At 45.1% G+C, this 13,666-nt stretch carries 18 protein-coding genes; 7 read left to right on the top strand and 11 right to left on the bottom strand.

Going from position 1 to position 13,666, the window contains the following annotated elements; all coding sequences use genetic code 11:
* Positions 1-15: 15 nt before the first annotated feature.
* A complete protein-coding gene (locus LWP20_RS02100; RefSeq protein ID WP_242926455.1) occupies positions 16-444 on the bottom strand; it encodes an acyl-CoA thioesterase in 429 nt (142 codons plus the stop codon).
* A gap of 145 nt (positions 445-589) precedes the next feature.
* On the opposite strand from LWP20_RS02100, the gene mnmC2 reads away from it, so the two are divergent.
* The 3 genes from mnmC2 (at position 590) to LWP20_RS02085 (ending at position 3,047) form a co-directional block, all read left to right on the top strand.
* Complete coding sequence (mnmC2, locus tag LWP20_RS02095) at positions 590-1,267, top strand: tRNA (5-methylaminomethyl-2-thiouridine)(34)-methyltransferase MnmC2 (RefSeq protein WP_242926454.1); 678 nt, start codon at positions 590-592, stop codon at positions 1,265-1,267.
* Between the two features lie 169 nt (positions 1,268-1,436).
* Complete coding sequence (locus LWP20_RS02090; protein ID WP_242926453.1) at positions 1,437-1,778, top strand: hypothetical protein; 342 nt, start codon at positions 1,437-1,439, stop codon at positions 1,776-1,778.
* Positions 1,779-1,910: 132 nt separating this feature from the next.
* Complete coding sequence (locus LWP20_RS02085) at positions 1,911-3,047, top strand: endonuclease/exonuclease/phosphatase family protein (RefSeq protein ID WP_242926452.1); 1,137 nt, start codon at positions 1,911-1,913, stop codon at positions 3,045-3,047.
* A gap of 1 nt (position 3,048) precedes the next feature.
* Here the strand turns inward: LWP20_RS02085 and LWP20_RS02080 are convergent, their stop codons facing one another.
* Positions 3,049-3,624, bottom strand: coding sequence for a 5-formyltetrahydrofolate cyclo-ligase (locus LWP20_RS02080; protein ID WP_242926451.1), 576 nt, complete (start codon positions 3,622-3,624; stop codon positions 3,049-3,051).
* On the bottom strand, positions 3,624-5,186 hold the full coding sequence (bshC, locus tag LWP20_RS02075) for a bacillithiol biosynthesis cysteine-adding enzyme BshC (protein ID WP_242926450.1): 1,563 nt from the start codon (positions 5,184-5,186) through the stop codon (positions 3,624-3,626). Before bshC ends, LWP20_RS02080 begins: the two co-directional genes overlap by 1 nt.
* A 242-nt stretch (positions 5,187-5,428) precedes the next feature.
* On the opposite strand from bshC, the gene LWP20_RS02070 reads away from it, so the two are divergent.
* On the top strand, positions 5,429-5,806 hold the full coding sequence (locus LWP20_RS02070) for a PH domain-containing protein (protein ID WP_242926449.1): 378 nt from the start codon (positions 5,429-5,431) through the stop codon (positions 5,804-5,806).
* A gap of 38 nt (positions 5,807-5,844) precedes the next feature.
* Here the strand turns inward: LWP20_RS02070 and LWP20_RS02065 are convergent, their stop codons facing one another.
* The 8 genes from LWP20_RS02065 to LWP20_RS02030 form a co-directional block, all read right to left on the bottom strand.
* A complete protein-coding gene (locus LWP20_RS02065; RefSeq protein ID WP_242926448.1) occupies positions 5,845-6,213 on the bottom strand; it encodes an endonuclease domain-containing protein in 369 nt (122 codons plus the stop codon).
* Positions 6,214-6,350: 137 nt separating this feature from the next.
* Positions 6,351-7,661, bottom strand: coding sequence for a 30S ribosomal protein S12 methylthiotransferase RimO (rimO, locus tag LWP20_RS02060; RefSeq protein WP_242926447.1), 1,311 nt, complete (start codon positions 7,659-7,661; stop codon positions 6,351-6,353).
* 3 nt (positions 7,662-7,664) lie between these two features.
* A complete protein-coding gene (locus tag LWP20_RS02055) occupies positions 7,665-8,174 on the bottom strand; it encodes a carboxypeptidase regulatory-like domain-containing protein (protein ID WP_242926446.1) in 510 nt (169 codons plus the stop codon).
* A 7-nt stretch (positions 8,175-8,181) separates the two neighbouring features.
* Complete coding sequence (gene ftsY, locus LWP20_RS02050; protein ID WP_242926445.1) at positions 8,182-9,144, bottom strand: signal recognition particle-docking protein FtsY; 963 nt, start codon at positions 9,142-9,144, stop codon at positions 8,182-8,184.
* A gap of 112 nt (positions 9,145-9,256) precedes the next feature.
* A complete protein-coding gene (locus tag LWP20_RS02045) occupies positions 9,257-9,409 on the bottom strand; it encodes a DUF4295 domain-containing protein (protein ID WP_162346559.1) in 153 nt (50 codons plus the stop codon).
* A 2-nt stretch (positions 9,410-9,411) separates the two neighbouring features.
* Positions 9,412-9,600, bottom strand: coding sequence for a 50S ribosomal protein L33 (rpmG, locus tag LWP20_RS02040; RefSeq protein ID WP_242926444.1), 189 nt, complete (start codon positions 9,598-9,600; stop codon positions 9,412-9,414).
* A 406-nt stretch (positions 9,601-10,006) separates the two neighbouring features.
* A complete protein-coding gene (rpmB, locus tag LWP20_RS02035; protein WP_242926443.1) occupies positions 10,007-10,246 on the bottom strand; it encodes a 50S ribosomal protein L28 in 240 nt (79 codons plus the stop codon).
* 139 nt (positions 10,247-10,385) lie between these two features.
* Positions 10,386-10,547, bottom strand: a complete 162-nt coding sequence (locus LWP20_RS02030) for a C1orf53 family protein (protein ID WP_262914520.1) — start codon at positions 10,545-10,547, stop codon at positions 10,386-10,388.
* A 147-nt stretch (positions 10,548-10,694) separates the two neighbouring features.
* Between LWP20_RS02030 and LWP20_RS02025 the strand changes: the two genes are divergently transcribed.
* From LWP20_RS02025 to hemB, 3 genes are all read left to right on the top strand, one after another.
* Positions 10,695-11,009: a hypothetical protein gene (locus tag LWP20_RS02025; RefSeq protein ID WP_242926442.1), complete on the top strand. Its 315-nt coding sequence runs from the start codon at positions 10,695-10,697 to the stop codon at positions 11,007-11,009.
* 136 nt (positions 11,010-11,145) lie between these two features.
* The gene (gene rocD, locus LWP20_RS02020) at positions 11,146-12,387 is read left to right on the top strand and encodes an ornithine--oxo-acid transaminase (RefSeq protein WP_242926441.1); all 1,242 of its coding nucleotides are present in this window, start codon (positions 11,146-11,148) and stop codon (positions 12,385-12,387) included.
* 227 nt (positions 12,388-12,614) lie between these two features.
* Positions 12,615-13,586, top strand: a complete 972-nt coding sequence (hemB, locus tag LWP20_RS02015; RefSeq protein ID WP_242927095.1) for a porphobilinogen synthase — start codon at positions 12,615-12,617, stop codon at positions 13,584-13,586.
* The last annotated feature ends 80 nt before the right edge of the window (positions 13,587-13,666 follow it).

Genomic DNA, 13,666 nt, shown 5'->3' with positions numbered 1-13,666 from the left:
AAATTACAAAAATACTCAGGCAATAGTTTCAATCTTTGCCTTTACTTCGTCGGGCAACGACATAAGTTTTCGTTCTTTGTAGTTAAAGCACAACATTCCGGTTTTAGCACGTGCCACTTCTTTGCCATTCTGGTTCAGCACATGGTAGGTTATATCGAAGCCATACTTGTTTATGTCATCAAAAGCCATGTTTATACTTAGCACATCGCCGTAGAAGCCTTCGCCTTTATACACAATGGCCACATCCGCCATAATCAGGCTGGCGCCGCCAAGGTCTAATTCGCTGTAGCCAAAGTTTTGCAGCAGTTGCATGCGTGCCTCGTGCAGTATAGCCAGCAGGGCATCGTTGCCGAGGTGGTTGCCATAGTTAAGATCTGTGATGCGAACCGGTATAGTTGCTGTAAAATGCGAGTGCGCTGGGATGTATACTTGTACCCGTGCCATGCTATTAGTTGCTAGATGTGAAAGTATAAAACTGTAAAAATTGACTAAAAGTATAAACTGCCTCAGATGTTTTTGCAAAATCTGACCTGATTGTGTTGCAGGCAGGGCTTTGGTTTTCTTACATTTGTAAAGTAACACAAAAAAGATGCACCTCGAAATACGGCAAACCAAAGACGGCTCGAACACCCTGTATGTACCCGAACTGAACGAGCACTACCACTCTGTACATGGGGCGTTGCAGGAGTCGCAACATGTGTTCATTAAACATGGCCTTGAACACGCGCTGCTACAGAAAAAAGACATCAAAATACTGGAAATAGGTTTTGGCACCGGCCTTAACGCAATTCTTTCTCTGCCGTTTTCGCTGGCACAGAAAGCTTTTATCCAGTACGACACGCTGGAAAAACACCCACTTACAGCAGATGTTATAGCGGACCTTGATTACGATAAGCTTATACTTAACCAGGAGTTGCAGGATTACTTTATGCGCATGCACAAAGCGCCCTGGAACGAGCCGATAGATATTATCCCGTACTTTACGTTGCAAAAAATACACGAAACGCTGGAGGAGTTTTGCTCGCCAGGCTCTTACTACGATGTAGTATACTTTGATGCCTTTGCCCCGGAAAAGCAACCGGAACTCTGGGAAGAAGAAATGTTTGTTAAGTTGTACAAAGCCATGCGCCCAGGCGGTATACTGGTTACCTATTGCGCCAAAGGCTCTTTTAAGCGCACGTTAAAAGCAGCAGGTTTTCAGGTAGAGGCATTGCCAGGCCCTCCGGGCAAACGGGAAATGACACGCGGATTAAAGCCTGTAATTTAGAACTTATACTTGCTATATAGCTTTTTTACAGACACTTAGGCAGGCCAAAAGTATAACTATACTAACATAATAACTGCATTTAACCAGCTATTTAGCAACAGCATTTTAATTTTAAGAATTAAACAATATTTTGCGTCAGCATGAAACAAACTCTACAAAACCATTCTTAATGAAGAAGTTATTTAAAAAAGCTATCAGCCCGCTGCAGGCCATAGGAAGAGGTGTCGTTAAGCCTTTCCAGTCGAAGTACGAGGTAGTTTGTACTACCTACCAGGTTATTCCTGGTATGCCAGTTAACAAAAACGAGCAGAAGCATGCTTTCGAGCGTGGTGCTGCTCTCCAAGCAAAAGAATTTTATACCAAAGTTGTATCTTCTGACATGACCAAGACCATGGCTCCTGTAGAAGTGCAGCTGCGCAAGATCTATATTGGCGGCAAAACGATAGAGCAGGCTGAGTTTGGCCCGGTACAGCACCTGAAAAGCCTGAACAAAGGCAAGAAAAAGAAATAACAGTTTCGGCTGCAAGTATACAAGCCCTGTTGGTTAACACCAGCAGGGCTTTTTGCTTTAGCTTGATCGGTGCAATATTAACTTAGGTTACGCAAATGCGTAATGCAGCACAAATACTGTTTAAACTATACTTTGTCAGCTGCACCTAAACCATCTGCCCTTATCAGACGACCGGCTTTAGTTATTACACTACAAGCCCTTGCTACTTTTGCTATACTTGGTACATTTTTGCCGCTGCTGCATTCACAGGAATGGTACATACGGGTATTTGATTATCCGCGCCTGCAGCTTTTTACGCTGGCTGTAGTTAGTTTTATACTTTACATCTGGCTTGCTCCGAAAGACCGAAAACGCGATAAGTTTTTGCTTGCCGGCCTTGCCATTGCTGTTATTTACCAGGCTATCAACATTTATCCTTATACTTTCCTGGCTCCTAAAGAAGTAAAAGACGCAGACAAAAACACTCCTTCCGATTCCTGGCTTAGTTTACTGGTCTCGAATGTGTTTATGGACAACAAAGAGCATGACAAGCTTGCTGCACTTATACAAAAGCAGAAACCTGATATTGTGTTGCTACTGGAGTCTGATCTGGTATGGCAGCAGGGTTTATCAAATGTTACTAAACAATACCCTTACCGCGTCGAGATACCGCTTAAAAACACTTATGGCATGCACCTTTACAGCAGGTTGCCGTTGCGCCAGCAAAAAGTAAGTTACCTGCTCGATAAAGACATTCCTTCCATTAAAACATTTGTAAAGTTACGTAACGGAATCTGGGTAGAACTGCATGTGGTGCACCCCAAACCACCTGTACCAACCGAGGATGCCACTTCTGAAAAACGAGATGCTGAGATCGTGATGATTGCCCGCGACATTGCCAACTCCAAATACCCGGTGGTAGTAGCCGGTGATTTTAACGATGTAGCATGGTCGCGCACTACGGAGCTTTTTCAGGAGGTGAGCAAACTCTTAGACCCACGCTTAGGCCGTGGCTTTTACAATACCTTTAATGCCAATTACCCTATTCTGCGCTGGCCCCTTGACCATGTTTTCCACTCCAATCATTTTAAGGTTGAGAACATTAAAAGGCTACCCGATATCAATTCTGATCATTTCCCTATGTATATCAGGTTAAGCTTTGCCCCCGAAAACAAGTATGAGCAAGAAGAGCCTGAAGCTGATGCACAAACCCAGGAGGAAGCATCGGAGATAATTGAAGAAGGCAAAGAAGAAGCTGCGGATGATAAACGCAAAGGAAAAGAAGAATAGATCATTTACCCTTCCATACCCCGTCCGGCATTACCACGTCATCAAGCGGCACATCAAACGGGTTAGGGTCAGCTATACTTTCGATGGGTGGCTTCAGCGATAAACCTACTTTCAGCACATCCGGTCGGCAATCGGCCAGGAAGCGGTCGTAGAAACCTTTGCCATAACCTACACGATGGCCTGCTTTATCAAATGCCAGCAAAGGTATAAGCACGATATCTACTTCAGGGGCAAGTATGTGTTGTGCATTTTGCGGTTCCGGTATGCCCCAGGGGTTTTCTATAAGTATAGCCTCGTCGGTGAGGTGGTGGTGGGTAAGTATGTTCTGCTCTACATCGGTAACCGGCACAGCTACGCGCACTTCGGGATGCTCCAGTCGTAACCGTTTAATAATAGGCCAGGTGTTTACCTCGTTATTTTTGATGATCGGCAGGAAGATATGTACGGTCTGACCAGGCTGTAACGGGAAATTAGCAAAAAACTGATCGGCTATACATTCGCTGAGGCGCTGTACTTCTTCGGCAGGCAAAGCTCTGCGCTGTTGCAGCATCAGTTTCCGTAGCTCTGCCTTTTGCATTACTCTTCTTCCAGTATGGTAAACTTAAACTCCAGCGGCTCAAAAGCATCCACCAGCGCAGGTATAAAATCCGGGTTATTGGTCTGGATTGAGAGCAGGTTATCCTGGCGCTCCTGCAGGCTGCCATTCGGGAACAGCTTTTCCTTCAGGTTCTCAAGTTGCTTAAAGGTTTGCTCGTGCTTGTTGTCGCGGGCTTTGGATAGCTTTTTCTCCAGCATCTGCAGCGCATTATAAGCTTTCTGTTCTTCGGCGGCTACTGCTTTTACCAGCGTTGGGTCTATAGTTTTGGCCAGTTCTTCTACTTCTTTAAAAGCATCTTCCACCACTTTTCGCTGTGCCTCCAGGGTCAGTTCTTCTTCGTGCAGTTGGCTGGATAAATACTTCTTCAGCTCTAAGTATGGCTTGAACAGTTCCTCCGGTTTAAGACCCAGTTTGTGCATACGGCTGGCATTTCCGCGGTTAATGTACATAGCCGAGTTACGCAGCATCAGCACTGGGAAAGCTACTTTATAATTCTCAAATACTTTCTTCAGCTGGAACCAGTACACTACTTCTGCCCCACCGCCAATATAAGCCAGGTTCGGAAGTATAAGCTCTTCGTACAACGGCCGAAGTATAACATTCGGGCTGAACTGCTCCGGATGTTCTTTTGCCAGCTGTAGTACTTCTTCCAGTGTAAAACTGATATCGGTGTTCAGAACTTTATACTTGTCATCTTCCTGCACAAGGCGCTCACGCAGGCCATTTTTCAGGTAAAACAGGTTTATCTCCCGGGAATATACTTGTGGTTTATAGCCTAGCTCTTCCAGTTGCGCGCTTGTTTCAGAAACCAGCTTATGCGATAGGTTTTCGGTTAGTTCTTTTTCGATAACCGGAGTCAGTGCTTTTTTTAACTCGGCGTGGTCGCCATCTATACTTACCAATCCATACTCGCCAAACAAACTATGGGTAATGGCGCGGGTGGCATCGGCTAAGGTTTTGCTGTTGCGGTAGGCTTCCTCAAATACCGGAAATTGCTCCGGCAGTTCTTCCAGCAGTTTATCCAAACCTTCAGTAGAAAATCTTCCTACAGCCCCGGTCTGCTCCGTTTCCCAGCTATACTTCTTACCAAATAGATTAAAATGGTTTATCTCGGCAAAGTCGTGGTCTTCGGTGGCCATCCAGTAAACCGGTACAAAATTATAGTTCGGGTACTGTGCCTGCAGTTGCTTACAGGTATTTATAGCCGTGATGATCTTATAAACAAAGTATAGCGGACCGGTAAAGATATTTAACTGGTGGCCGGTAGTAATGGTAAAGGTATTGGGCTGTAATAACAGATCGATGCTCTGCTGCACTTTCGGGCTGATCTCCGATATAGAACTATACTGCTCCTGCAAAGCCTTGTGCAACACCTGCCGCTGCTTTACGGTAAACTCTTTCTCTTTAATCTGCGCTTCAAACGCATCTATACTTGGGAAGTGGTTATAGAAGGGCTTTAACTTTTCGTTTTGTGCCAGGTAATCAGTTATAGTTTGGGAGAAGGCGCCGGTTGCGGCATAATCCATCTTCGTAATCTTCATAGTGGTTACTTCCATCGGTAACGAGGTGCTTTTATAGCTACTTTAACAGCAGAATCGTGTTTGGGTTTCGGTGGGGCTTATACTTTGCCGGCCACGCTACAAAGTAAGGCTTTTATTTTTTGATTTACAGATGCTACGACAGAAAGCAGTTGACACAGCACAGGCGTATTTTAAAATCGTATACTTTCAACTATAAAGCATAAACACTAACTTACTCTACATCAAACTATAAAAACAAAACTATGGGATTACTTAGCGGCCTGATGGGACACGCATCGGAAGTGTCTATCGAGAAATTAACCACCGAATTCCAGCCTATTTTACTGGATAACGAACACATCGAAAAAGCTTATAAACTGATTCGCGATATGCTGGTGTTTACCAACAAGCGGCTTATAGTTGTGAACAAACAAGGCTTAACCGGCTCTAAAGTAGATTATCAATCCATCCCATACAGCAGCATCAAAATGTTTTCAAAAGAAACTGCCGGAATGATGGATTTTGACGCAGAACTAAAGATCTGGCTAACCGGTGAGTCTGCACCAACTATAAAACAGGATTTCAGGAAAGGAGATAATATAAACGAGGCTTATAAGGTGTTGAGCAAGTATGTGCTTTGACCTCCCCCTGCCCCCTCCTAAAAACAGGAGGGGGTTCTTTATATGGTTTTGAATGCTGCTGATATTTTTTGAAGTACCATTTCAGGTTTATCAAACACTTCGGAGTTTCTGATGCGGATAACTTTATAGCCTAAAAGTTGTAGGTTTTCATCCCGGATCTGGTCGTTCCCTATGGCTTCTATAGTGTCGTGTACTGAGTCATCCACTTCAATTACCAATTTCTCTGAAGCGCAATAGAAATCCACAATATAACTCCCAATACTGTGCTGACGCCTAAACTTACGCCCACCGACTTTATGCTTGCGCAGCAGTCTCCAAAGTTCTTCTTCTGCCGGAGTTAAATTGCTTCTGAGTAAAGCTCTTTCTTTTCGCAAGTTTGGAATACTGTGTAGCTGGTCTTTCCGCATAGGTTTATACTTTGCCCGCTAACACATAAATACCTTAAACCTGTTCCCAAAAACAAAGCCCTTACCAAAAGTCAGGTAAGGGCTTTTATTAAGATATCTTACACCCTCCCCTGTTTTTAGGGGAGGGCAGGGTGGGGTTAAATCACTTCGCCGTACAAATCAAAATCCGACGAGTCAGTGATCTTTACATTCGCGAAGTCGCCCAGACGTACATAGTTACTGTCAGCTGGCACAAGTACTTCGTTGTCTACTTCCGGAGAGTCGTATTGGGTACGGCCTACAAAATAACCGCTTTCTTTTCTGTCGAACAGTACTTTGTACGTGTTACCTACTTTCTCTTCGTTCAGCTCTACAGAAATACCCTGCTGCAACTCCATAATCGCATCAGCGCGCTCCTGCTTCACTTCGTCCGGCACGTTGTCTTCCAAAGTATAAGAGTGCGTGTTGTCTTCGTGCGAGTAAGCAAAAATGCCCAGTCTGTCGAAACGTGTTTCTTCAACCCAGTCGTATAGTTCACGGAAATCCTGGTCTGTTTCGCCCGGGTGGCCTGCGATTAGCGTTGTTCTTAATGCAATGTCCGGCACACGCTGACGAATAGAATCCACTAACTCTATAGTTCTACGCTTGCTGATACCACGGCGCATTGTCTTCAACATGTTATCCGAGATGTGCTGTAACGGCATATCCAGGTACTTGCAGATGTTGTCGCGCTCGTTCATCACGTCAAACACTTCCATCGGGAACTGCGACGGGTACGCATACTGCATTCTTATCCACTCAATTCCTTCTACATCCGAAAGGTTTCTTAACAAATCAGCCAGCTTACGCTCACCGTATTGCTGCAAACCATAGTAAGTAAGATCCTGGGCTATAAGTATAAGTTCTTTTGTACCCATACCTGCCAGGCGCTTCGCTTCCTTTACAAGATCTTCAATCGGGCGGTCAACGTGTTTGCCACGCATTAATGGTATTGCGCAGAAAGAACAAGGGCGGTTACAGCCTTCGGCTATCTTAAAGTAAGCGTAATGCGATGGTGTGGTTAACAGACGTTCGCCGATCAACTCATGCTTATAGTCTGCTTCCAGGGTCTTCAGCAGGCGCGGTAATTCCAGTGTACCAAAGTAGGCATCTACCTGTGGAATCTCCGCCTCCAGAGAGTCTTTGTAGCGCTGCGAAAGGCAACCCGTTACGTATAGTTTGTCTATCTGGCCGGCTTCTTTGGCATCAGCGTAGCGCAGAATAGTATCTATAGATTCCTGCTTGGCATTGTCTATAAAACCACAGGTGTTCACAATAATGATGTTCGAATCATCTTTGTCAGACTCGTGCGCCACATCAAACTCGTTGGCACGCAGCTGCCCCATCAACACTTCCGAATCCACCAGGTTTTTAGAGCAACCCAAGGTGATCACGTTTACCTTATCCTTCTTTAAGCTTCTTACTTTCACGTATTAATAACTTGCTTGGTAATTTATCAGGAACTCTATTGTTGTTACCTGCCCTTCCTTCACTTCAACCGGAAAAATATTCATTTCTCCGTCAAAAAGGTTAGCATATAGCCCCTTCTCTTCTTTCGTGAAAAGGCTATACTTGCCGGGCTCCAGTGCAACAGAAAAGAATCCGTTAGCATCTGTAACAACCTGAGAGACTAAATTAGTTTGAATGTTGGTGTGAAAAACACCGTCTTGTGTGGTAACCTGGCTGGCATTGGTGAGCTGGTAGATATAAACCGTACGCTCAATACCACGTTTACTTTCGGTTGGCGGCGCGTCCGGCGATGGCATCCGGTTGCCAGATTTCCATAGAATGCGACCGGTTATACCTTGCTTAATAGCGGCCTGACTTTGCTGCACCTGTATTACTGTAGTTTTTCCTGTTTCTGAAGCTGTAGTTGGCTTGCCTTGCTTGCTACCGCAGCAGGCTGCCAGCAATAGCAGCACAAAAAACAGAAACCCCTTCATACTTAACTTACTTTTTGCGCGAGAAGAACGAGTCTACAAACTCGTGCTTATCAAACAACTGCAGGTCTTCAATTTTCTCACCAACCCCGATATACTTCACCGGGATCTTGAACTCATCCGAAATGCCAATTACTACGCCGCCTTTCGCCGTGCCATCCAGTTTGGTAATGGCAAGAGCTGTTACGTCTGTAGCTTTGGTAAACTCGCGTGCTTGCAGCAGGGCATTCTGGCCGGTACTTCCATCCAGCACCAATAGCACTTCCTGTGGCGCATTCGGAATCACTTTTTCCATTACCCGCTTTATCTTGGAAAGCTCGTTCATCAGACCAACCTTGTTATGCAGTCGGCCGGCGGTATCTATAATCACCACATCGGCTCCCATGTCCACTCCTTTCTTCACAGCATCGAAAGCTACTGAAGCAGGATCGGTGTTCATGCCATGCGATATTACCGGCACGCCTACGCGCTCTCCCCAGATAATCAACTGATCAACGGCAGCAGCACGGAACGTATCGGCAGCACCCAGTACCACTTTCTTACCAGCCTTGTGAAACTGAGAGGCCAGCTTACCAATGGTGGTAGTCTTACCCACTCCGTTTACACCAACAACCATAATTACGTATGGTTTCTGGTCTTTCGGCAGGTCAAAGTTAGCGCCATCGCCGGCACGGTTTTCTTCTAAAAGCGCTGCAATCTCTTCGCGTAGTATCTTGTCCAGTTCATCGGTGCTCACATACTTGTCGCGGGCTACGCGCTTTTCTATGCGGTCAATGATCTTGACAGTGGTACCTACTCCTACATCGGCATGCACCAGAATTTCTTCCAGCTCATCCAGCACGTCTACATCAACGGTGGCTTTACCAATTACAGCTTTGCTCAGCTGCCCAAAGAAGCTCGATTTGGTTTTTTCGAGACCTTTATCCAGCGATTCTTTTTTCTTCTCTTTGCTAAAAAAGTCAAAAATGCCCATCTGCTTTTTCTGTAGGGTGAAGATTATGAGGGTGATACGGTAATATACTAAAAAAGTCCCAATAGTGGGACTTCTTCATGTAATCTATCTATGTTAAGTAGAGTAGGCCTAATTACTTAGCAAGGACTTCCTGCACTTTGTCAACAGGAACCATTTCTTCTTTGAAGCTGTAAGCACCAGTTTTTGGCGACTTAACGGCTTTGATCACTTTTGCCCAGTCTTTACCTGTGGCGGTTTTTAGGGTTGCAACTACCTTCTTAGCCATGGTTATTTAATTTCTTTATGTACAGTTACTTTTTTCAACACAGGGTTATACTTCTTTAACTCAAGGCGCTCAGAAGTGTTTTTTCTGTTTTTGGTAGTGATGTACCTTGAAGTACCAGGCATGCCAGAAGCTTTGTGCTCTGTGCACTCCATAATAACCTGGATTCTATTACCTTTTGCTTTTTTAGCCATCTCAACAGTAATTTTTTATTTAGGACTGCAAATATAATTGCTTAAATCTCTAATTACAAACAAAGTATAAATTTTATTCCTGAGCTTTGATTTAAGCCCCGGAACAGTACTTTTTCAGCTCGCTTTTGCTTTACAGGAACAATCCTTAAAGTATAAAAGTCTGCCTTGCCAGCACAAAGGCAATTACCCGCGCACGGCTATCTCCTACAGCATTTGCACCAACACAGCCACGCCCCGGATAAAACGTAAAAATACCGGCAACGGAGCGATCTTAAAACCACTTACATGGCTGCGCTCCGTTGCCGGCGAATTTTATCTAAAGTACCAGATGGCTTGCCCGGCCTGTTTATACTATGCCTCAGCTATTTAAACAGCCAAGGCAGCAAACACAGCCGGAAACTGGTTACTAGTAAAGGATAAAACCTTGCTCTACTGCTTTCTTAAGCACTGCAGAAATACCATTCTTGTTGATAGTTCTAAGAGCTGATGTAGAAACTTTAAGTGTGATCCAAGCATCTTCTTCTGGTATGAAGAAACGCTTCTTCTGAAGGTTAGGATAGAACTTACGCTTAGTCTTATTGTTAGCGTGAGAAACGTTATTTCCTACTTGTACTCTTTTTCCGGTTAAATCGCAAACTCGTGCCATCTTGTATTTTTGTCTAATTTATTTCAATAGGGGTGCAAATATCCATAAAAACTTACAGAAGTTCAAAGGCATAGCAAATATTTTTAGAAAAACAGCCTTTATTTGCCGCAACAGCACTTTTATTTAGGCTTTTCGCCTGCTACTTTTTTAATGCGGACTGCTTTTTCCTGAAACCAAAAGGGCAATGCCGGCAGCCATTCTGGCAACAGTACCCACGCTTCAGGTGATATTTGGCAGTAAAAACCAGCAAGCCCTGCTCGTTCAGGTAATAATCCTCTCCTTCTTTTAACTGCTCGCTCAAACCTATACTTAGTTTTAAAGTACAAATAAACGCATTTCCTGTGCATCGGCCAAAAACAGGCACACGGCACACCAGTTGGCACAGGTTACTCGTTTACTTTATAGCCAATGCCGCAACGGCCATAGTTATACTTTAAATTAATTGCCTATGCCAAGCTACCAGACATTAAGCGAAGCCATCAGTGCCATGCGCGAACGAGGCTTCGTAAACACCTTCACTATCCAGCATCGCCAGATTTACTGCCCAGAACAAGATGCTACTTTTGCGCCGGAACAGCTTACATTGCTGGAGCATTATGAAGTAAAAGCCCCGCAAACCCTTGCCGGTGCGCGTGAAGTATTTGGCTTTAAGACCGCAAACAATATGCTGGGCCTGATGACAAATGCTTATGCCGAGTATGAACCTGATGAATTTGCCGCCATACTGGAGCGTTGCAACTACCCTAGCGCACGCCGCGCCTGAGCTGGCTCAATATGTATAAAAGGTTTTATACCTGCCGGGTTTTAACTATTTTTACAACTATATACAGTTTTATCTGTAAATTATATGGACTCTTGCTTCAGCAGGGGCCTTGTACCAGAAATTCACAAACAAAACTATGAGCACGCTAACCATTACCTCCAGCCAGCAGGCTATTGAAATCGAAAACAAGTATGGCGCCCATAACTACCACCCACTGCCCGTAGTACTTACACGCGGCGAAGGTGTTCATCTCTGGGATGTGGAAGGAAAACATTACTACGATTTCCTGTCGGCGTACAGTGCGGTTAACCAGGGCCACTGCCACCCTAAGATCATTAATGCACTGGTAGAGCAGGCACAGCAGCTTACGCTTACTTCGCGTGCTTTTTATAACGACAAACTAGGCGCTGCCGAAAAGTATATTTGTGAGTATTTCGGCTACGACAAAGCACTGCTTATGAACTCCGGCGCGGAGGCCGTAGAAACAGCTATTAAACTGGCTCGTAAGTGGGGTTACCTTAAAAAAGGCATCGCCCCTAACCAGGCCGAAATTATTGTGGTTGAGCATAACTTCCATGGCCGCACCACAGGAATTATATCCTTCTCAACTGACCCTGACTCAACCAAAGGATTCGGACCATACAACCCAGGCTACAAGGTTATACCTTACAACGATACAGATGCCCTGGAACTGGCCCTGAAAGAAAATCCAAATGTATGCGCGTTCCTGGTAGAGCCTATTCAGGGCGAAGCCGGCGTAATGGTACCAAACGATGGCTACCTGGCCAAAGCACATGAAATATGCAAGCAATACAACGTGCTGCTGATAGCTGACGAGATACAGACAGGCATAGGCCGCACCGGCAAATTACTGGCAAGCGATTATGATAACGTACACGCTGATATACTTATACTTGGCAAGGCGCTTTCTGGTGGCGTACTTCCTGTTTCGGTGGCATTGGCTAACGACGATATCATGCTGTGCATACAACCCGGCGAACATGGTTCTACATTTGGGGGTAACCCACTGGCAGCAACTGTAGCCATTGCAGCCTTAGAGGTTATTAAAGAAGAAAACCTGACGGAGAATGCCCATACCCTAGGTCATATTTTCCGGGAGCGTATGAATCAGATTAAACTAGAGCGCCCTGAGCTGGTTACACTCGTTCGCGGCCGCGGTTTGCTCAATGCCGTTATCATCAGCCCTACTCCGGATGGCCGCACAGCTTGGGATGTATGCGTAAAACTGATGGAAAAAGGATTGCTGGCCAAACCAACGCACGGCGATATTATCCGTTTTGCCCCGCCGCTGGTTATTACCGAAGAGCAACTGCACGAGTGCTGCGATATTATTGAAGAAGTACTAATGAGTTTCTAAACTATACTTGTTGATTGCTAAAAAGGCGAGGTTGTAATGGCTTCGCCTTTTTAATTATCCGGACATTTATAAGTTTACTTTTTATACTTTGAGCAATGAGAAGGCTCAGCTTTAACATCTGTGTATAAACATAAAAACTGACAGCCATCATTTCAATTCCACACCATTAGCCGTACCTTTGCATCAACTTGATTTTGAACAGTTTTTCTGAATATTCCATAATTATGATGAACAGAAGACCAAGACGTAATCGCCAGACCGAGGCGATCCGCAATATGGTGCAGGAAACAAGTCTGAGCACCCATGATTTTATATACCCGCTTTTCCTGATAGAAGGCCAGAACCAGCGCATCGAGGTTGCCTCTATGCCAGGCATTAATCGTTTTTCTGTTGATACAGTTTTAGACGAAGTTGCAGCCTGCGTTGAGCTTGGCGTTAAAGCGTTTGCCCCTTTCCCGGCTGTACCAGAGCAGTATAAAGATAAATTTGCTACTGAAAGCTATAACCCGGAAGGCCTTTTCCCGAGCGCTATCCGCGAGATAAAGAAGAACTTCCCGGATGTTGCCCTGATCACCGACATTGCCATGGACCCTTATAGCTCTGACGGGCACGATGGTATAGTAGAGAACGGCGAAATTCTGAACGATGCCACACTGGAAGTTTTAGGTAAAATGGCACTGGTGCAGGCACAGGCCGGAGCCGATATTGTTGCTCCATCCGATATGATGGACGGACGTGTTGGCCACATCCGCCGCGTGCTGGATGAGCATGGCTTTACCAAAGTGGGCATTATGGCTTATACTGCCAAGTATGCAAGTGCTTTCTACGGCCCGTTCCGCGATGCTCTGGACTCTGCTCCTAAAGCCGGCGACAAGAAAACCTACCAGATGAACTACGCCAACAGCCGCGAAGCTCTGATTGAAGCCGAGCTGGACACCGCTGAAGGCGCCGATTACCTGATGGTAAAACCTGCCCTATCTTACCTGGATGTAATTAAGCTGCTGCGCGATAACTCTAACCTGCCCATTGCTGCCTACAACGTAAGCGGTGAGTATGCCATGGTAAAAGCTGCTGCTCAGAAAGGCTGGATAGATGGCGAAAAGATCATGGTAGAAACGCTGACAAGTATAAAACGTGCCGGAGCAGATATTATACTTTCATACTTTGCCAAGGAGTTTGCCCAGTATCTGAAAAAGTAAGACAACCTGTTTTATACTTTAAAAGCGCACCAGCTAACCTGGTGCGCTTTTTTTCTTTTCCGGCATACTACAAAATTTGT

Origin of the sequence: Pontibacter vulgaris (genome assembly GCF_022758145.1) — a bacterium.
In the GTDB taxonomy this organism is placed as follows: Bacteria; Bacteroidota; Bacteroidia; order Cytophagales; family Hymenobacteraceae; genus Pontibacter; species Pontibacter vulgaris.
The sequence above is the reverse complement of the archived record's forward strand: the minus strand, read 5'-3'. Positions and strand labels throughout refer to the sequence as shown.